The 17,517-nt window shown below is 69.2% G+C and carries 20 protein-coding genes and 1 pseudogene; 14 read left to right on the top strand and 7 right to left on the bottom strand.

The window, feature by feature from the left end:
• Positions 1-87 precede the first annotated feature (87 nt).
• Positions 88-663: an NADPH-dependent FMN reductase gene (locus tag ACOFKS_RS02110; RefSeq protein WP_419807600.1), complete on the bottom strand. Its 576-nt coding sequence runs from the start codon at positions 661-663 to the stop codon at positions 88-90.
• Positions 664-768: 105 nt separating this feature from the next.
• On the opposite strand from ACOFKS_RS02110, the gene ACOFKS_RS02105 reads away from it, so the two are divergent.
• The gene (locus ACOFKS_RS02105; protein WP_419807599.1) at positions 769-2,919 is read left to right on the top strand and encodes a transglycosylase domain-containing protein; all 2,151 of its coding nucleotides are present in this window, start codon (positions 769-771) and stop codon (positions 2,917-2,919) included.
• A gap of 280 nt (positions 2,920-3,199) precedes the next feature.
• Here ACOFKS_RS02105 and gpmA read toward each other — a convergent pair whose 3' ends face one another.
• Positions 3,200-3,886 carry a 2,3-diphosphoglycerate-dependent phosphoglycerate mutase gene (gpmA, locus tag ACOFKS_RS02100; RefSeq protein ID WP_419807598.1) on the bottom strand — a complete coding sequence of 229 codons (687 nt, stop codon included), beginning with the start codon at positions 3,884-3,886 and terminating at the stop codon, positions 3,200-3,202.
• A gap of 82 nt (positions 3,887-3,968) precedes the next feature.
• Between gpmA and ACOFKS_RS02095 the strand changes: the two genes are divergently transcribed.
• Positions 3,969-4,694: a dienelactone hydrolase family protein gene (locus ACOFKS_RS02095; protein ID WP_419807597.1), complete on the top strand. Its 726-nt coding sequence runs from the start codon at positions 3,969-3,971 to the stop codon at positions 4,692-4,694.
• Positions 4,695-4,735: 41 nt separating this feature from the next.
• Here the strand turns inward: ACOFKS_RS02095 and ACOFKS_RS02090 are convergent, their stop codons facing one another.
• The 4 genes from ACOFKS_RS02090 to ACOFKS_RS02075 all read right to left on the bottom strand — a co-directional run bounded on the left by ACOFKS_RS02090 (position 4,736) and on the right by ACOFKS_RS02075 (position 7,630).
• Positions 4,736-5,329, bottom strand: coding sequence for a tetratricopeptide repeat protein (locus tag ACOFKS_RS02090; protein ID WP_419807596.1), 594 nt, complete (start codon positions 5,327-5,329; stop codon positions 4,736-4,738).
• Positions 5,330-5,437: 108 nt separating this feature from the next.
• On the bottom strand, positions 5,438-5,893 hold the full coding sequence (locus tag ACOFKS_RS02085) for a GNAT family N-acetyltransferase (protein WP_419807595.1): 456 nt from the start codon (positions 5,891-5,893) through the stop codon (positions 5,438-5,440).
• Positions 5,893-7,002, bottom strand: a complete 1,110-nt coding sequence (locus ACOFKS_RS02080) for a M14 family metallopeptidase (RefSeq protein WP_419807594.1) — start codon at positions 7,000-7,002, stop codon at positions 5,893-5,895. Before ACOFKS_RS02080 ends, ACOFKS_RS02085 begins: the two co-directional genes overlap by 1 nt.
• 22 nt (positions 7,003-7,024) lie before the next feature.
• Complete coding sequence (locus ACOFKS_RS02075) at positions 7,025-7,630, bottom strand: DUF4136 domain-containing protein (RefSeq protein ID WP_419807593.1); 606 nt, start codon at positions 7,628-7,630, stop codon at positions 7,025-7,027.
• Between the two features lie 136 nt (positions 7,631-7,766).
• Here ACOFKS_RS02075 and ykgO point away from each other — a divergent pair, with 136 nt between their 5' ends.
• The 3 genes from ykgO (at position 7,767) to ACOFKS_RS02060 (ending at position 9,615) form a co-directional block, all read left to right on the top strand.
• Positions 7,767-7,892 carry a type B 50S ribosomal protein L36 gene (ykgO, locus tag ACOFKS_RS02070; protein ID WP_003046794.1) on the top strand — a complete coding sequence of 42 codons (126 nt, stop codon included), beginning with the start codon at positions 7,767-7,769 and terminating at the stop codon, positions 7,890-7,892.
• Between the two features lie 118 nt (positions 7,893-8,010).
• Positions 8,011-8,628 carry an HAD-IA family hydrolase gene (locus ACOFKS_RS02065; RefSeq protein ID WP_419807592.1) on the top strand — a complete coding sequence of 206 codons (618 nt, stop codon included), beginning with the start codon at positions 8,011-8,013 and terminating at the stop codon, positions 8,626-8,628.
• 42 nt (positions 8,629-8,670) lie between these two features.
• A complete protein-coding gene (locus ACOFKS_RS02060) occupies positions 8,671-9,615 on the top strand; it encodes a DUF3829 domain-containing protein (RefSeq protein WP_419807591.1) in 945 nt (314 codons plus the stop codon).
• Positions 9,616-9,658: 43 nt separating this feature from the next.
• Here the strand turns inward: ACOFKS_RS02060 and pyk are convergent, their stop codons facing one another.
• Positions 9,659-11,113 (bottom strand): pyruvate kinase, encoded by a 1,455-nt coding sequence (pyk, locus tag ACOFKS_RS02055; protein ID WP_419807590.1) that lies wholly within the window; start codon positions 11,111-11,113, stop codon positions 9,659-9,661.
• A gap of 72 nt (positions 11,114-11,185) precedes the next feature.
• Between pyk and ACOFKS_RS02050 the strand changes: the two genes are divergently transcribed.
• The 9 genes and pseudogenes from ACOFKS_RS02050 to ruvB all read left to right on the top strand — a co-directional run.
• Positions 11,186-11,479, top strand: coding sequence for a DUF1244 domain-containing protein (locus tag ACOFKS_RS02050; RefSeq protein WP_419807589.1), 294 nt, complete (start codon positions 11,186-11,188; stop codon positions 11,477-11,479).
• A gap of 58 nt (positions 11,480-11,537) precedes the next feature.
• Positions 11,538-11,777: a DUF2312 domain-containing protein gene (locus ACOFKS_RS02045; RefSeq protein ID WP_419807588.1), complete on the top strand. Its 240-nt coding sequence runs from the start codon at positions 11,538-11,540 to the stop codon at positions 11,775-11,777.
• Positions 11,778-11,874: 97 nt separating this feature from the next.
• The gene (locus ACOFKS_RS02040) at positions 11,875-12,618 is read left to right on the top strand and encodes a YebC/PmpR family DNA-binding transcriptional regulator (RefSeq protein ID WP_419807587.1); all 744 of its coding nucleotides are present in this window, start codon (positions 11,875-11,877) and stop codon (positions 12,616-12,618) included.
• A gap of 145 nt (positions 12,619-12,763) precedes the next feature.
• A complete protein-coding gene (ruvC, locus tag ACOFKS_RS02035; protein WP_419807586.1) occupies positions 12,764-13,249 on the top strand; it encodes a crossover junction endodeoxyribonuclease RuvC in 486 nt (161 codons plus the stop codon).
• 157 nt (positions 13,250-13,406) lie between these two features.
• Positions 13,407-14,009: a Holliday junction branch migration protein RuvA gene (gene ruvA / locus ACOFKS_RS02030; protein ID WP_419807585.1), complete on the top strand. Its 603-nt coding sequence runs from the start codon at positions 13,407-13,409 to the stop codon at positions 14,007-14,009.
• Positions 14,006-14,881 (top strand): glycoside hydrolase family 16 protein, encoded by an 876-nt coding sequence (locus tag ACOFKS_RS02025; protein WP_419807584.1) that lies wholly within the window; start codon positions 14,006-14,008, stop codon positions 14,879-14,881. Before ruvA ends, ACOFKS_RS02025 begins: the two co-directional genes overlap by 4 nt.
• Before the next feature lie 11 nt (positions 14,882-14,892).
• Positions 14,893-16,107, top strand: a complete 1,215-nt coding sequence (locus ACOFKS_RS02020; RefSeq protein WP_419807583.1) for a GFA family protein — start codon at positions 14,893-14,895, stop codon at positions 16,105-16,107.
• Between the two features lie 30 nt (positions 16,108-16,137).
• Positions 16,138-16,827, top strand: a complete 690-nt coding sequence (locus ACOFKS_RS02015; RefSeq protein ID WP_419807582.1) for a hypothetical protein — start codon at positions 16,138-16,140, stop codon at positions 16,825-16,827.
• A gap of 13 nt (positions 16,828-16,840) precedes the next feature.
• Positions 16,841-17,517, top strand: a pseudogene (gene ruvB / locus ACOFKS_RS02010) (Holliday junction branch migration DNA helicase RuvB); the annotation flags it as partial.

Below are 17,517 nucleotides of genomic sequence, written 5' to 3'. Positions count from 1 at the left end.
GGTGGCGGCCGCGCAGCGGCGTGGTCCCCCTCCCCGTGCCGGGGAGGATGTCAGCGGCCGGCCTTGGCCGTCTCTCGGCTAGCTTCGCTATCCGTGTGCGGCCAGCGGCGCGAAGCGGGCCACCTGCTGCCCCACCCGGCGCAGCTGCTCGACCACGGCTGGGTCGTTCGCCCCGCCGTCCGCGTCGAACTTCGTCTCCTGCGTGTTGATCGCCGCCGCGAACGGCGTCGGCCAGCCGCGCAGCGCGTGGACGATCGAGCGCAGCGCCGCGATCGTCGAGCCGGTCGCCTGCCAGCCATAGGCGGTCGCGATCAGCCCCACCGGCATGTCGGCCAGATACGGCCGCTCGTCGCGCGCGGTCTCCTCCAGCAGGTCCAGCGCGTTCTTGACCACGCCGGAGATGCTGCCGTGATAGCCGGGGCTGGCGATGATGACCGCCGACGCCTGACGCACCGCATCGACGAACGCCTGCTCGTGCTCGGTGCGGGTCGTGCCGCGCGGGTCGTAGAGCGGCAGCCGCGCCATGTCGGCACCGCCGAACATCCGCGTCGCGAAGCCCTCCGCGCCCGCCGCGTCCAGCGCGATCTTGAGCGCGCGCTCGGTCGAGGAGGTCGCGCCGATCGTGCCGCCGATGCCGACGACGAGGGGTTGGTTGGCTGCCATGACCGGCTCATCGCGCGGGCGGCGGCAAAAGAACAGGCCTTCCGTGGTCGTGCCGCGAGGACTAAGAGGGTTGCCTGCCGGCTGTGTTAGGGCAATAGGACACGCGTGACCGACCGCCGGAACGATCCACCGCCGTCCGATCCCAACGACCGGACCCCCGCCCGCGTCCGCTATGCCTATGACCGCGTGCTCGGCGACGACCCGGCACCCGCGTCGGGCTTCTTCGCGGGCGAGGACGCGCCCTATCGTCGCGCCGATTACCCCGACGTCGATCGCCCGCCCAGCCGCCGGCGGCGCTGGCTGCGCTGGATCATGCGCGGGCTGGGCGTCGGCATCATCCTGCTGGTGCTCGCGATCGTCTGGCTGGCGATCACCGCGCCGCTGTCGCGCTCGCTGGAGCCGCCCGCGCCGCCGTCGATCACCATCACCGATGCGGACGGCAACCCGATCGCGCGGCGCGGCGCGATCGTCGGCGCGCGGGTGGACGCGTCGAAGCTGCCCAAGCACGTCACCGACGCCTTCGTCGCGATCGAGGACCGGCGCTTCTATTCGCACTGGGGCGTCGACCCGCGCGGCATCGCGCGCGCGCTGTTCCACAACGCGACCAGCGACGAGCGCAGCCAGGGCGCGAGTACGATCACGCAGCAGCTGGCGAAGAATGCCTTCCTCGATTCGGACCGCACGATCGGGCGCAAGCTGCGCGAGGTGTTGATCGCCTTCTGGCTGGAAGCGCGGCTGTCGAAGAACGACATCCTGTCGCGCTATCTCAGCAACGTCTATTTCGGCGACAACGTCTATGGACTGACGGCGGCCGCGCAGCATTATTTCGGCCGCACGCCCGATCGGCTCAACGTCGGCCAGGCGGCGATGCTGGCGGGGCTGGTCAAGGCACCGTCGCGGCTCGCGCCCACCGGCAACCTGGCCGGCGCGCGGGCGCGGCAGGCGGTGGTGGTCGGCGCGATGGAGGAAGCGGGGTTCATCACCCACGCGCAGGCCGACAGCGTGCAGCCGCAGCGCGTGCTGCCGATCCGCCGCGACGCGCTGCCGACCGGCACCTATTTCGCCGACTGGGTGCTGCCCGAAGCGCGCGAGGCGGCGGGCGAGGGGGTGGAGGGCTTCGGCGGCGACGCCACCGTCCGCACCACGCTGGACCGCCGGATGCAGCGCATCGCCGAACGCGTCGTCAAGACCGCCGGGCTGCGTCAGGCGCAGATGGCGCTGGTCGCGATGCACCCCGACGGCCGCGTCGTCGCGATGGTCGGCGGCAAGGACTACAAGCTCTCAACCTTCAACCGCGCAACGCAGGCGCGGCGTCAGCCGGGGTCGGCGTTCAAGCTGTTCGTCTATCTCGCGGCGCTGCGGTCGGGGATGACACCCGATTCGATGGTCGACGACAGCCCGCTCGACTGGGCCGGGTGGAAGCCGCGTAACGACGACGGCCGCTATCTCGGCCCGATCAACCTGCGCCGCGCCTTTGCGCGTTCCTGCAACGTCTGCGCGGCGCGGCTGACGCAGCAGGTCGGCGTGCGCTCGGTCATCAAGGCGGCGCGCGACCTGGGCATTTCGACGCCGATCCCCAGCGAGGCGACGATCTCGCTCGGCACCTCGACCGTTTCACTGCTGGAGCTGACCGCCGCCTATGCCGCGATCGCCGACGGCCGTTATCCGGTCCACCCGCGCGGCATCGCGGAGTCGCGGACCAAGGGCTGGCTGGAGCAGTTCACCGGCCGGCCTTCGACCATCCCCGGCGATGTCGAGGACGGGATGAAGGCGCTGCTCGACTCGTCGCTCAATCGCGGCACCGGCGTCGAGGCGGCGCTGTCGGTGCCCGCCTGGGGCAAGACCGGCACGACGCAGGACGGCCGCGACGCGCTGTTCGTCGGCTGGTCGAAGGATCTGGTGGTCGGCGTCTGGGTCGGCAACGACGACAACACGCCCAATCCGGGCCTCCACGGCGGCGGCATCCCCGCGCGGCTGTGGCGGTCGTTCATGGCGCAGGCGCTCAACGTCCAGACCCGCGCTTCGGCACAGGCGGCGGCTGCGGCGGCCAGCGACGATACGGAAGCCGAAGGCGACGACGGCGACGCCGGGCTGAACATCAACGGTGCGCTGGACGGGCTGGGCATCAACCTCAACATCGGCCGCGACGGCATCTCGATCGGGCCCAGAGAGACCAGGGGCGACGACCGCGGCGACCGCCGCGACGGCGCGCCGCCGCCGTCACGCGACGAGCGGCGGCCCGACGAGGAGCAATAACGCCATCCGTCATGCTGAACTCGTTTCAGCATCCATGTGCGACGGCCGCCTGCGGGACGACATTCGTCGGGCGCGTCACACCGACGTCATTCCCGCGAAAGCGAGGACCCATCACGTGCTGGTCGGCCAGGTTCATCATGGTTCGATACGGCACTCGTCACCCCGGCCTTGAGCCGGGGTCCCGCTGCCTCCTGACCGTCGAAGAAGCGGGATCCCGGCTCAAGGCCGGGATGACGAGGAGAAGCTTCGCATCTTCTCTGCGCGACTTAGTGAACCGCCCCTACCGCTCGTTCAGATAATACCGATCCAGCGCCCGCAACCCGTCGTCCAGCTGGTAGACGATCGGCTGCCCGGTCGGGATTTCCAGCCCGCTGATTTCGTCGTCCGAAATCCCCGACAGATGCTTGACCAGCGCGCGCAGCGAGTTGCCGTGCGCGGAGATCAGCACCCGCCGGCCGTCGCGCAGCGCCGGCGCGATCCGCTCGTCCCAATAGGGCAGCACGCGCGCGATCGTGTCCTTCAGGCTCTCGGTCTGCGGGATCGGCACGCCCCGATAACGCTCGTCGCGCGACAGGTCCCAGGCGCTGCCCTCCTCCGGCAGCGGCGGCGGGATGTCGAAGCTGCGCCGCCACAGCTTGACCTGTGCCTCGCCGTGCTTCGCCATCGTCTCCGCCTTGTCGAGCCCGGTCAGCCCGCCATAATGCCGCTCGTTCAACTTCCACGACTTCTCTGTCGGCAGCCACAGCCGCCCCATCGCCTCCAGCGCCAGATTGAGCGTCTTGATCGCGCGCGTCTGAAAGCTCGTGAAGGTCAGGTCGAAGTCCAGCCCCTTCGCCTGCATCAACGCGCCCGCCGCCGCCGCCTCCGCGACGCCCTGCTCGGTCAGGTCGACGTCCCACCAGCCGGTGAAGCGATTTTCCAGGTTCCAGGCGGACTGGCCGTGGCGGATCAGGACGAGGGTCGGCATCGTGGTTCCTTGCGCGGAGACGGGTTGCTCGGGATCGGGCGGACCTCTAGCGGACCGGGGAACCAGAACAAGGAGAGCGGACATGGCGATCGTGCGCGAGACGATGGTGTATGACGGCCCCGGCGGCCCGTTCGAGGGCGTCGTCGCCTATGACGACGAGGTCGAGACCGCGCGGCCGGGCGTGCTGGTCGTCCCCAACGTGCTGGGGCAGAAGGAATCCGACAACGTCGTGGCGGAGCGGCTCGCGGCGCTCGGCTATGTCGCCTTCGCCTGCGACGTGTTCGGCCAGGGGCGGCGTAAGACGCGCGAGTCCGCCGACATGGCCGAGTACATGAACGAGATGCTCGCCGACCGCGCGCAGCTCCGCGACCGCCTCGCCGCCGGCCTCGCGGTGCTGACGGGAATGAGCCGCGTCGCGCCGGGCAAGGTGGCGGCGATCGGTTACTGTTTCGGCGGACTATGCGTGCTCGACCTGGCGCGCAGCGGGCAGGACGTGCTGGGCGTCGTCAGCTTTCACGGCGTCTATGGCCGTCCCGACTATGCCAACGTCCAGCCGATCCGCGCCAGGGTGCTGGTCGCGCACGGCTGGGACGACCCGCTTGGGCCGCCCGACGCGGTGGTCGGCCTCGCCGCCGAGCTGACCGAAGCCGCCGCCGACTGGCAGCTCCACGCCTATGGCCATGCCGGCCACGCCTTCACCGATGTGGGCACGAAGGGGTCGGGCCGCCCCGGCTTCGGCTATGAAGAGAGCGCCGACCGCCGCAGCTGGCAGGCGATGAAGGACTTTCTGGCGGAGCTGTTCGTTTAGCTAACGTCCGGTTGTGGTGGAAAGCGGACCTTGCGCCTCCCCTAGCGTAGGATGTCGACGTCAGGATCTGCCGCTGCAGCCTTGCCGGCCTGGAGTGCAATCTTGAAGATGCGTATCCAAAGAAGTAGTCGTCTGAAGAGTGACGGGGAGTACCGGCTTTCACGTCGGAGCAGATAGCTTTTCGCGAAAAGGTGTCCTTTTGCTGCTGCCGTGTCCAGCCATTCGATGCCGCGACAGACATCAACAGCTCCGCCCCGACCTTCCAGCATTTGCTTACCGAGCCAATACATGCAGGAAACATTACCTGCTTCCGCACCATACTGAAATGCGGTCCGCGCCTTTTCATCTTCGCCTAGATCCATCCATATCTGCCCTAAGCGGCGTTGCGCTTCATCACTGCCGTGGCTTGCAGCACAGTCATAGTAGAAGATGGCGTTTCTCAGATCAGATGATTCTAGATCGCCCCGTTCATAGAGGGCGCCGAGAGAAACCAGCGAATATATGGAACCTCTAGAGGCTACAGGCTCCAAGAGGCGGCGCGCTTCTTCGTAGTCACCCTGTTCTATTGCTAGATACGCCCGGAGCTCCTGATCGTAGTCTTCGATCGATCCGAGCATCGAGTCAGTGTCACCCAACTCGTGCCTCTCGTGGCTCATTAAGCGAGTTTAAAGGTCGTTGCCGATGTCCGCAAGGTATCGAAGACGGACGTGACGCGAATGTCCGCTATTGGGCGATAGCCGCCGCTACAACCCCATCGTCATGAAGCGATTGTGCGGGCTCGCCGGATACCCACCGAACGCCGCGCAATCGGTGAACCCCGCCGCCTCGTAAAGCGCGTTGGCGGGCACGAACATCGGCCCCGTGCCCGTCTCCAGGCTCAGTCGCGCGAACCCGCGGGCGCGCGCCGCCGCGATGACATGCGCGAGCAGCGCCCGGCCGACGCCGCGCCGCAACGCCGCCGGGGTGGTCCGCATCGACTTCAGTTCGACATGCTCGGCCGACATCGCCCGCAGCGCCGCCATGCCGAGCAGCGTCTCGCCGTCGCGCGCAGTGAAGAAGGTGATCGCCGGATCGACCAGCGCCGCCGCGTCGAGCGCATGCGCGTAACCCTGCGGGATCAACCCGCGCGCGGTCTTCGCGTGGAACGCGATCAGCGCCGCGACATCCTCGCGGAGCGGATCGTCGACCGCGATCCGCATCAGATCTCCCCGATCATCCCCGCCAGCACCTCCAGGCACGCGACGCCCAGCGCCTTCGACCGGTCGGGCGACCAGCCCTGCTCGGGGTCTGGATTGGGGTCGTGGTCCTTGAACGGCATCTCCAGCGTCACCGAGACCGCGCCGAACCGCTCGGCGAGCTGGTTGGTCGACATCGACAGGTTGGCGTTGCCGGCACTCGCCTTTTCATAGCCCTTGCCGACCTGGAAGTCGGGCGTGTGCGCCGCCAGCCGGTCGCCGAACGCATAGAATTTCGCGCCGTGATCCTCGGTCCAGGACGGGATGCCCTCAAAGCCCGCGATGAAGTTGGCCGGGATCGCCTCGTCGCCATGGACGTCGATCGCGAAGTCGACCCCGGTCGCGTCCATCGCGTCGCGCACGCACAACACTTCGGGCGAGCGCTCGGGCGTCGGTGCGTGCCATTCGCGGTTGAGGTTGGCGCCTGCCGCATTTGTGCGGAGATGCCCGCGCCGCGTGCCGTCGGGATTCATGTTGGGGACGACATGCACCGTCGCCGCCGCCAGCAGCGGCGCGGCGGCATCGCTCGTCAGCCAGTCGAGCGCGCCTTCCATCCACCATTCGACCATCGATTCGCCGGGATGCTGGCGCGCGTACAGCCACACCTGCTTGGCCCCCGTTCCGAAGCGCAGATAGTCGATCGCCTGTCCGTCCAGGCTCTGCCCCAGCTCGCGATGCGTCGTGCCGGGCGTCGCCGCGATCCGCGCGACCAGCGCCGCGTGCTGCTCCATCGTGTACGGCGCGAAATAGGCGAACCAGGCGAGATCGCCGTCGAACGTCCACCGCCATTCCAGCACGCCGTCCGCATAGGTCGTGTCGGCCTGCCGCCAGACGGTGCGATCGCTGCTCGCCCGCGTCCGATAGCCTGGCCAGCCGAACGGATAGGCCGACTTGCCCGCGTTGAGCAGCCGAAACGTCACCGACTGTCCCGTCACGCCCGCCGCGCGGAAGTAGAACCACTGGAAGAATTCGGAGTCCTTGTCGGTGACGATCTCCAGATCGACGCGATCTCCGCTGATCGAGACGACCCTGACATTGCCGCTGTCGAAGGCGGCGTTGATGGTGACGGTCATGCGGTGTGGGCGATGATGTAGATCATCGGACCGTGATAGTGCGCCCGGACTCGCCGGGGAACCCCGTGAACACCGCCGTGGCGAGCTTGTCCGCCGTGATCCGCATGTCGGCCGCGCGCGGGGCGACGGTGCGGGCGTGACCTTCCCAGACCGGCGACTGGTCGACGCGGCGCTTGATGAGCACGGTCAGCTCGGTCGCGTCGATCGTGGTGCGCCGACCCCGACCGATCGGAAAGCCGATCCCGCCGCCCAGCCCGACGCCGCCGCTCCGGCCGCCGCTGAAGCCGCCACCGCCCAGCCCGATCGAGAAGGGCGAGGGCCGCCGCTCCTCGCGGCTGATCTGCCGTACCTCGACCAGCGCGATGAACTGCACCTCGCCGCCGGGTGCCGCGGGCGTGTAGCCGGCCGTGCCGAGCGCGCGCGCCACGGCCTCTTCGTAAGGCTGGCCGGACAGCCCGTCGCCGCCCGCCGCCGACTGCACCACCACCGTGCCGCGCTCCAGCGGCTGACCGAGATGATAGCGGATCACGTCGGTCGGCGCCGAGCCGCCGCCGGTCGTGGCGCACGAGGCGAGCAGGGGCGCGGCGAGCAGGAAGGGGACGGCGAGAAGGGCGACCTTGGCGCGCATGGGTATTTACCTTGGTTGATAGCTTCGTCGTGGGGAACGCACCGCCCGTCGCGGGTATCCGCGCGGTTGACTTTCGCGGCCCGTCTCCATAGGCGGCGCGCTTTCCGTACGAACGCTCGCGCAAAGTAGATTGACCATGAAGATCCGCAACTCGCTGAAGTCGCTGAAGGACCGTCATCGCGACAACCGCGTGATCCGTCGTCGCGGCCGCACCTATGTCATCAACAAGACGAATCGCCGCTTCAAGGCGCGCCAGGGCTGAGCCGAGGTAGCGGATTAGCTAGGCTAATCCGCGTCTCGACCGAGGCGACGGCCGGCGGCGCAGCGTCCGACCGACGACACGGATTCTACTTCCGTGTCGCGCCCCTGCCGGTGATCGAATGACCAAGCCGCACGCCGTCATCTTCGACATCGGCCGTGTGCTCTACCGATGGGAGCCGCGGCTCCTCTACGAGCGCCTCATCCCCGACGACGAGGCGCGCAGCGTATTTCTGCGCGACGTCGTCACCTCCGACTGGCATTTCCAGCACGACGCCGGCCGCGATTTCGCCGCGACGTCGGCCGAACTGATCGCCGCGCATCCGCACCATGCCGACCTGATCGCGGCCTGGGCACCGAACTTCCTTAACACGATCCCCGGCCCGGTCGAGGGCATGCCCGCGCTGGTCGACGACCTCCACGCCGCCGGCGTGCCGCTGTACGCGATCACCAACTTCTCCCACGAGTTCTTCCCGCCCTTCCGCGCGCGCGAGGCGGCGATGTTCGACCGCTTCCGCGATATCGTCGTGTCAGGCGACGAGAAGCTGGTGAAGCCCGATGCCGCGATCTACCGCCTCGCGCTCGACCGCTTCGGCCTGCGCGCCGAGGACGCGGTGTTCGTCGACGACAACGAAGCCAATGTCGCGGGCGCGGCGGCGGTGGGGCTGCATGCGCTGCACTTCACCGACCAACCCCGGCTGCGCGGCGAGTTGACGGCGCTCGGATTGCTCGGACCCTGATCGGCGCTGACGCGTTCGGGCGGCTGGGCAGGAGGGACATAGATGCACACCACGACTCGATCGATCGCCGCATTGTCGGCGATGGCGCTGCTGTTAGCGGGCTGCGGGAAGGGCACGACCACCGGTAACAGCAGCACCGCCGCGGCGGGCGAGGCTACCCCGGCGGGCGCGGACGCGGACCGGCAGGTCGGCACCAAGATCAGCGCCTATACCGAGGGCTACAACAAGCTGATCGAGACGTTCGGGCTGACCGAAACCGCGCGCCGCTACATGGATGAGAAGATCGCCGGCAAGTCGCCGACGGACAGCATCTCGATCACCGACGGCTGGGTCGATCAGGCGCTCGCCAAGCTGAAGGCGGCGCGCGCGATGCCCGGTGCCACGCCCGCGCTCGACCGTTCCGCCGACGCGCTGATCGCGGCGCTGGACAAGGTCATGGCACGACTGGGGCCGCTCAATACCTATTACGACAGCAAGGCGTACAAGGACGATGCGCTCGCGCGCGGCAAGCGCGAGGACCCGCTGATGGTGGCGGAGTTCCGCGCCGCGCTGGCGGAGGCGGACCGGTTCGATACCGCGCTGTCGGCGGCGCGGCGGGCGCGGCTCGACGGCGAGCTGTCGCGGCTCAAGGCGGCGGGGAATACGCTCGGCTACAACACCAAGCTGGAGCTGAAGCAGGCCGAGGATCTGCTGGCGCTGTTTCCCGACCCGGCGGCGGTGAAGAACCCGGCCACCTATGGCCGCGCCGACGCGATCGTCGCCTCGCTGGAAAAGCTGCTCGCCGAACAGCGCACCGCCTATGACGCCGCCAAGGCGAAGGCCGCGCCGACCGACCAGCCCGACAGCGGCCATTCGTCGGTGGTGGACAACCTGACCTCGATGATCGGCGACTATCGCGACCTGCGGCAGAGCAAGGACCCGGACGATCTCAACGACGTGATCGAGGAGTTCAACCGGGCGATCGACAGCGCGAACAACATCGACTGATCCGGGCTCCCCTCCCCGTCGGGGGAGGGGCTTCGCACTCGCCTCAGCCGAAGTCCTTCAGCTCCTCGCCCGTCAGCCGGACGACGTGGAGCACGTTGGTGGAGCCGGGCGTCTTGAAGGGGACGCCCGCCAGCACGATCACGGTCTCGCCCGCGCGCGCGATCTTGTGGCGCAGCGCCATGCGTTTCGCCTTGGCGACCATCTCCTCGAACGACTCGACGTCGCGGGTGTGGACGGCGTGCGTGCCCCACAGCAGCCCCAGTCGTCGCGCGGTGACCGTCGACGGCGTCAGCACCAGGATCGGCACCGACGGCCGCTCGCGCGCGATCCGCCGCGCGGTCGATCCCGACGTGGTGTAGCAGACGATCGCGGTCGCCCCCGTTGTCGCGGCGATCGTCTTGGCGGCTTCGGCCAGCGCGTCGGCGGTGGTCGGGTCGGGCCGCATCACCGTGAAGTGGATGCGGTCGCCGTGCGCGGGGTCGCGCTCCACCGCGTCGCCGATCGCGTTCATCATCGCCACCGACTCGACCGGCCAGTCGCCCGCCGCCGACTCCGCCGACAGCATGATCGCGTCCGCGCCGTCATAGATCGCGGTCGCGACGTCGCTGACCTCCGCGCGGGTCGGCGAGGGCGAGGTGATCATCGATTCGAGCATCTGAGTCGCGACCACCACCGGTCGGCCGAGCCGCCGCGATACCTCGACGATGCGTTTCTGCAACGGCGGCAGGTTCTGCGGCGGCAGCTCGACGCCCAGATCGCCGCGCGCCACCATCACGCCGTCGCACTGTTCGACGATCTCCTCCAGCCGGTCGATCGCGGCGGGCTTCTCGATCTTGGCCAGCAGCGCCGCCTTGCCCTCGATCAGCGTGCGCGCCTCCATCAGGTCCTCGGGCCGCTGCACGAACGACAGCGCGATCCAGTCGACCCCGGCCTGCACCGCGAAGGCGAGGTCGCTGCGGTCCTTTTCGGTCAGCGCCGGGACCGGCACGACGACGTCGGGGACGTTCAGCCCCTTGTTGTCCGACAACGCGCCGCCGACCTCGACCCTGGTGACAATCCGGTCCGTGTCGTGCTCGACCACGCGGAGCACCAGCTTGCCGTCGTCCAGCAACAGCCTGGCCCCGACCTCGATCGCGGCGAAGATCTCGCGATGCGGCAGCTGCACGCGCGTCGCGTCGCCCGGCACGTCGGAGCGATCGAACACGAACCGGCTTCCCGTCGCCAGCATCGCGCGCCCGCCCGCAAAGCGCCCGACGCGCAGTTTGGGGCCCTGCAAGTCGGCCAGGATCGTCGTCGGCCGGCCGTATTTCTTCTCCAGCGCGCGGATCGCGGCGATCACCGGCAGCTTTCCTGCCTGGTCGCCATGACTCATGTTGAGCCGGAACGCATCCGCCCCGGCATTGTACAGTGCCTCGATCATCTCGGGCGTGTTGGACGCGGGGCCCAACGTCGCGAGCACGCGGACCTTGCGCGATCGCGGCGTGATGGCTTTGGTCATCTTGGGAAACCTCGGTGCGGCCGGTTCTCCGCTGTAGCCGTTAACCCTGTTCAAGCAACGTGGAGAATGTGAATGGACCCGCTCGACCAGCTCGACGACGCGCACGCCGCCGCCGCGTTCCGCCGCCTCGTCCGCCATCTGCGTCACCGCGACGATGCGGCGAACATCGACCTGATGGGGCTGGCGGGCTTTTGCCGCAACTGCCTGTCCGAATGGGTCGAGGACGCCGCCGGCCAGCCGCGCGGCGCGGCGCGCGACCTGATCCACGGCGAACCCTATGCCGAGTGGAAGGCCCGCCAGCCCGCCGCGACGCCGGATCAACTGGCGCGGATGGCGGAAAGCCTCGAGAAGAACCCGCAGGGGTGACAGCTGCGCCCGCGCGCCGCTACACGGCCGCCAGCTTTCGATTCACCCAGGGACCATCATGACCGACAATGTCTCCGCCGAGCAGCTCCGCCAGTTCATCGAGCGCATCGAGCGGCTGGAGGAAGAGAAGCGCAGCTTCGCCGACGACATCAAGGACGTCTACAGCGAGGCCAAGTCGACCGGCTTCGACGCCAAGACGATGCGAAAGATCGTCGCGCTGCGTAAGATGGAGAAGCACCATCGCGACGAGGCGGACGCGCTGATGGAGACGTACCGCCAGGCGCTGGGTCTGCACTGAGGCTTCGTCACCCCGGCCTTGAGCCGGGGTCCCGCTTTACTTAAGCGGACGAAAGGAGCGGGATCCCGGATCAGGTCCGGGATGACGAGGAAAGAAAATGGCAGGCCATTCCAAGTTCAAGAACATCATGCATCGCAAGGGCGCGCAGGACAAGAAGCGCTCCGGCATGTTCTCCAAGCTGTCGCGCGAGATCACCGTCGCGGCCAAGATGGGGCTGCCCGACCCGGACATGAACCCGCGTCTGCGCGCCGCGGTCAACGCCGCCAAGGCGCAGTCGATGCCCAAGGACAACATCCAGCGCTCGATCGACAAGGCGACGCGCGGCGACGCCGAGACCTATGAGGAGATCCGCTACGAGGGCTTCGGCCCCGCCGGCGTGTCGCTCATCATCGAGGCGCTGACCGACAACCGCAACCGCACCGCGACCAACGTCCGCACCGCGGTGAGCAAGAACGGCGGCAATCTGGGCGCGAGCGGCTCGGTCAGCCACGGCTTCGACCGGCTCGGCCTTATCAGCTATCCCGTGAGCGCGGGCGACGCGGAAAAGGTGTTCGAGGCGGCGCTGGAGGCGGGCGCGGAGGACGTCACCTCGGCCGAGGACGGCCACGAGGTCTGGACCGCGATCGGTGACCTGCACGAGGTCGCCAAGGCGCTGGTGCCGGCGCTGGGCGAGGCGGAGGGGGCGAAGCTCGCGTGGCGGCCGCAGACGATGATCGCGCTCGGCGAGGACGATGCGGCGACGCTGTTCAAGCTGATCGACACGCTCGACGACGACGACGATGTTCAGACCGTGTGGGGCAATTACGAGGTCTCGGACGAGGTGATGGAGCGGTTGGGGTGAATTTTTTCCTCCCCGTTCACGGGGAGGGGGACCGAGCCGCGCAGCGGCTTGGTGGAGGGGGCGGGCCACAGGCGATGCGCTCGCGGCAACCCCCCTCCACCAGCCTGCGGCTGGTCCCCCTCCCCGTGCCGGGGAGGATTGATCCATGATCGTCCTCGGCCTCGACCCCGGTCTCGGCACCACCGGCTGGGGCGTCATCCGCGCGGAGGGCAACCGGCTCTCCCACCTCGCCAACGGTCGCCTCAAGACCGTCACGAGCGACAGCCTCGCCCGCCGCCTCGCGCATCTCGACACCATGCTCGCCGCCCTCCTCGCCGACCATGCGCCCACCGCCGCCGCGGTCGAGGAGGTGTTCGTCAACACCAACCCGCAATCGACGCTCAAGCTGGCCCATGCTCGCGGCGTGGCGCTGCTGGCGCTCGCCCGTGTCGGGATCGAGCCGGGCGAATATGCTCCCGCGCGGGTGAAACAAGCGGTCGTCGGCACCGGCCGCGCGGAAAAGGCGCAGGTCCACGCGATGGTGTCACGGCTGCTGCCGGGCTGCACGATCGCCGGCTCGGACGCGGCTGACGCCTTGGCGGTGGCGATTTGCCACGCGCATCATCTGGCGAACGCGCGGACGCGCGGCTGATCGCCTTCCCTGAAAGCGACCTGCCCGCTACGCCGTCTTCGGTGTCCGATCCGATCCTCACGACTCTGCCCTTTCGCTGCCGCCGCGCCCTCGTATCGGTGCGCTTGAGGCACCGCCGTAGCGTGAGGCGCGTGAGCGCCCGTACGAGCGTGGCCCGATGATCGCGCACCTGAAGGGTCGTCTCGAGTCGATCGGTATCGACACGGCCGTGATCGACGTCGGCGGTATCGGCTATCTGGTCGGCTGCTCCAGCCGCACGCTCGCCGCCCTCGGTCCGGTCGGCGAGGCGGCGATGCTGCATACCGAGATGCTGGTGGGGGAGGACTTCATCCGCCTGGTCGGTTTCGCGGCTGCTGCCGAGCGCGACTGGTTCCGACTGCTCACCGGCGTCCAGGGCGTCGGCGCGCGCGTCGCGCTGGCGATCCTGTCGGCGCTGGAACCCGCCGACCTCGTTCGCGCCATCGCCGCGCAGGACAAGGCGACGGTGGCGCGCGCCAACGGCGTCGGCCCCAAGCTCGCCGAGCGCATCGTCCGCGAGCTGAAGGACAGGACCGGCGGCATCGTCCTCGGCCCTGCCGCCGCGGCGCAGGCTCATCCCGCGGGGGCGGGCGCCGACGCCGTCTCCGCCCTCCTCAACCTCGGCTTCCGTCCCGCCGAAGCGGCGAGCGCGGTCGCCGCCGCCGCCGAGGCATTGGGCCCGGACGCGACGCTCGACGCACTGGTCCGCCTCGCGCTTCGCAAGGCTGCCAAGCCGGTATGAGCCGCCTCGCCGCCCTGCTGCTGCTGCTGACTCTGACCCCGACCCTGACCAGCGCCGCGTCGGGACAGACGCTGTCCGCGACCGACGCCCGCGACGACACGCCGCTCGTCCGCCCCGCCGACGCGCAGCTGGTCTTTGCCGACGAGTTCGCCGGCCGCCGCCTCGACCCTGCCCGCTGGGCCTTCGAGACCGAGCGCAACCGCCAGGGCTGGTTCAACCACGAGGCGCAATATTACTCGGTGGACCCCGCCAACGTCCGCGTCGCGAACGGCCGACTGGTCATCGAGGCCCGCGCCGGCGCACCTGCCGCCGCCACCCATCCCGACCTGGGCGGGCAGCGGTTCACGTCGGGCCGCATCACCAGCCGCCGCGGCTGGACCTATGGCTTCTACGAGGTCCGCGCGAAGCTGCCCTGCGCGCGCGGCACCTGGCCCGCGGTCTGGCTGCTGCCGGTCGCGCGCGGGCAGTCCTGGCCCGAGGCGGGCGAGATCGACCTGATGGAGATGGTCGGTTGGGACCCGACCGTCGTCCACGCCACCCTCCACACCGGCCTGTTCAATCACGTTCGCGGCACCCAGCGCGGCGCCCAGATCACCGTGCCGACCAGCTGTTCCGCCTTCCACCGCTATCAGCTGGAATGGACGCCGGCGGCGATCCGCATCGGCGTCGACGGTCGCAGCTACATGCGCGTCGCCAACGACCGGCCCGGCGGACACGGCGCCTGGCCCTTCGACGCGCCGTTTCGCCTGATCCTCAACCTCGCGATCGGCGGCGACTGGGGCGGCGCCCGAGGCATCGACGAGGCTGCGCTGCCGCAGCGGATGGAGGTGGACTATGTCCGCGTCTGGCGACGGCACGGCGCGCGCCGGTGATGATGGAGGTCATGCTTCCGTCCGAAGGGTCCGTGCTCGGCATCGATGTCGGCTGCTCGGAGACAAAACGATCGAGCGCGATCTGCCGGCTCGATTGGACCGCGACGACGGTCGACTGGGTCGTGCGTCGCTTCCGCGCGACCGAGGACGAGCGCGTCGCGGCGATCACGGCACTGGCCGATCGACCGCTGCTCGCCGCCGCCTTCGATGGGCCGTTGCGGCGCGGTCTGGACGAGATCGGCGCCTATCGTCGCGCCGAGCGCCTGCTGACGCTCGGCTTCCAGCCTCGGATCGGCAAGCCCGGCCAGTCGAACTCACCCGTCGGTCGGTTGCTCAACCGCCACGCGAACGCCTGCGCTCGTGCCGTACTCGCGACCGGCACCGTGCGATCGGCCCGCCATCCGCACGCGATCGACGACCGTGCGATCGTTGAGGCGTTTCCGTCGGCATGGCTGGGCATGCTGATCGCCGATCCCGAGACGTTGGACGCGACCCGGAAGGACCGCTCCGACCGGTTCTATCGGCACGCGGCCGATCGGGGCATCCTCCCGGCGGCGATCGCGCATCTGCTTCCCGGTCGATCCCATCGAGACTTCGCGTCGGTGACCGATCACGACGAGCGTGCCGCGCTGGTCTGTTCGCTGACCGCGCTCGGCGTCGCGGCGCAAGACTATGTCGCCGTGGGTGACGCGCAGGGGTGGATCGTCCAGCCGCCGGCAGTGCTGATCCAACGGTGGGCACGCGATCTCCTGGCGATCAACGACGCGCGCTGTGGTGGTGGTGTCGCGGTTGTCGGGCGACCCGACGAGGACGAAGCGCACATTGCATCGGGTGCGGAACGCCGCGCCGCCTGCCAGTGCGGCAAGCTGTCGGTGACGTGCAGCGTTGAGCCGGTGCGCGTGTCGGTCTGCCACTGTCTAGCGTGCCAGCGGCGCAGCGGGTCGGCGTTTGCCGCGCAGGCACGCTTCCCGGCGGATTGCGTGACGATGAACCGCGAAGCGCGGACGTGGCGGCGGACGGGGGATGAGGGCGGTGGCGCAACGTTCCACTTCTGCCCGGATTGTGGTTCGACGGTCTATTATCGCGCCGATTCGCAGCCCGATCTCGTTGCCGTCGCGCTGGGCGCCTTTGCGGACCCGACATTTCCCTCGCCTCAGTCGTCGAACTACGAGGGGCGCCGGCAAAGCTGGGTCGCGATCACCGGCGATATCGAACACCATGACTGACGATCGACCTCGACTATCTATAGGTCACAGATGACTGAAGAGCCGCCCCCCGCCGGCGCACCCGCGCCAGAGGACACCGCCATGATCGACGAACCCGAAGCGCCGCACGCACATCACAAGTCCGGGATCGCCTGGCTGGACCTGTCGCTCGCGATCGCGGTGCTGGTGCTCTCGGCGGCGTCGTTGCTGACCGCGCAGCATACCGGGCACACCATGGAGAAGCTGGTCGAGGAGAACAGCCGGCTGGTCCGCGCGAATGCCACGCCGATCCTTCAGTTCCTGACCGGCAACGTCGAGGACGGCGCGCGCGCGATCACGCTCAGCGTCGCCAATGTCGGCACCGGTACGGCGCGGGTGATCTGGTTCGAGGTGACCAAGGACGGCGTCGTCCAGAACGATCCCAACGACCTGATCGACTATACGCCGCGCGCCGAAGAACAGGATTATCTGCCGACGCGCCCGGTCGGCGGCACCTATTTCCCGGCCGGCGAGACGCGGCAGTTCATGCTGTGGCGATATCCGACCGGGCCGGCCAGCCGAGCGAAATGGAACGCGTTCGATTCCGCGCGCGAGCGGATCAAGGTCACCGCCTGCTTCTGTTCGGTGCTGGGCGAATGCTGGACGTCGCATCTCGCCGCCGACATGCCGCAGCCGGTCGCGGTCTGCCCGCCGCGCGGCCGGGTCAATTTCAGGGAGTCGCCGTCGGCGCTCAGCCGGTGAGGCGCCCGCAACGATGACCGACGAACGCCTCGTCACCCCCACCCGCCACCCCGACGACGCCGATGCGGCGCTGCGGCCCGCGCACGCTCGACGATTTCGTCGGTCAGCGGGCGGCACGCGACAATCTGCGCGTCTTCATCGCCGCCGCCAAGGCGCGCGGCGACGCGCTCGACCACGTCCTGTTCTTCGGCCCGCCCGGCCTCGGCAAGACGACGCTGGCGCAGATCGTCGCGCGCGAAATGGGGGTCGGATTCCGTGCCACCTCCGGGCCGGTCATCGCCAAGTCGGGCGATCTCGCGGCGCTGCTGACCAATCTGGAAGACGGCGACGTCCTGTTCATCGACGAGATTCACCGGCTCCAGCCCGCCGTCGAGGAGGTGCTCTATCCGGCGATGGAGGACCGCGCGCTCGATCTGATGATCGGCGAGGGGCCGTCGGCGCGCTCGGTCCGCATCGACCTGCCACGTTTCACGCTGGTCGGCGCGACGACGCGGCAGGGCCTGCTGACGACGCCGCTGCGCGATCGCTTCGGCATCCCGGTCCGGCTGCAATTCTATTCGGTCGAGGAACTGACCCGCGTCGTCGTCCGCGCCGCGGGGCTGCTCGGGCTGCCGGTCTCGCCCGACGGCGCGGCGGAGATCGCGCGCCGCGCGCGAGGCACGCCGCGCATCGCCGGGCGGCTGCTGCGTC

Origin of the sequence: Sphingomonas sp. (assembly GCF_965200135.1) — a bacterium.
Classification (GTDB): domain Bacteria; phylum Pseudomonadota; class Alphaproteobacteria; order Sphingomonadales; family Sphingomonadaceae; genus Sphingomonas.
This window is presented reverse-complemented; position numbering and strand designations above follow the sequence as displayed.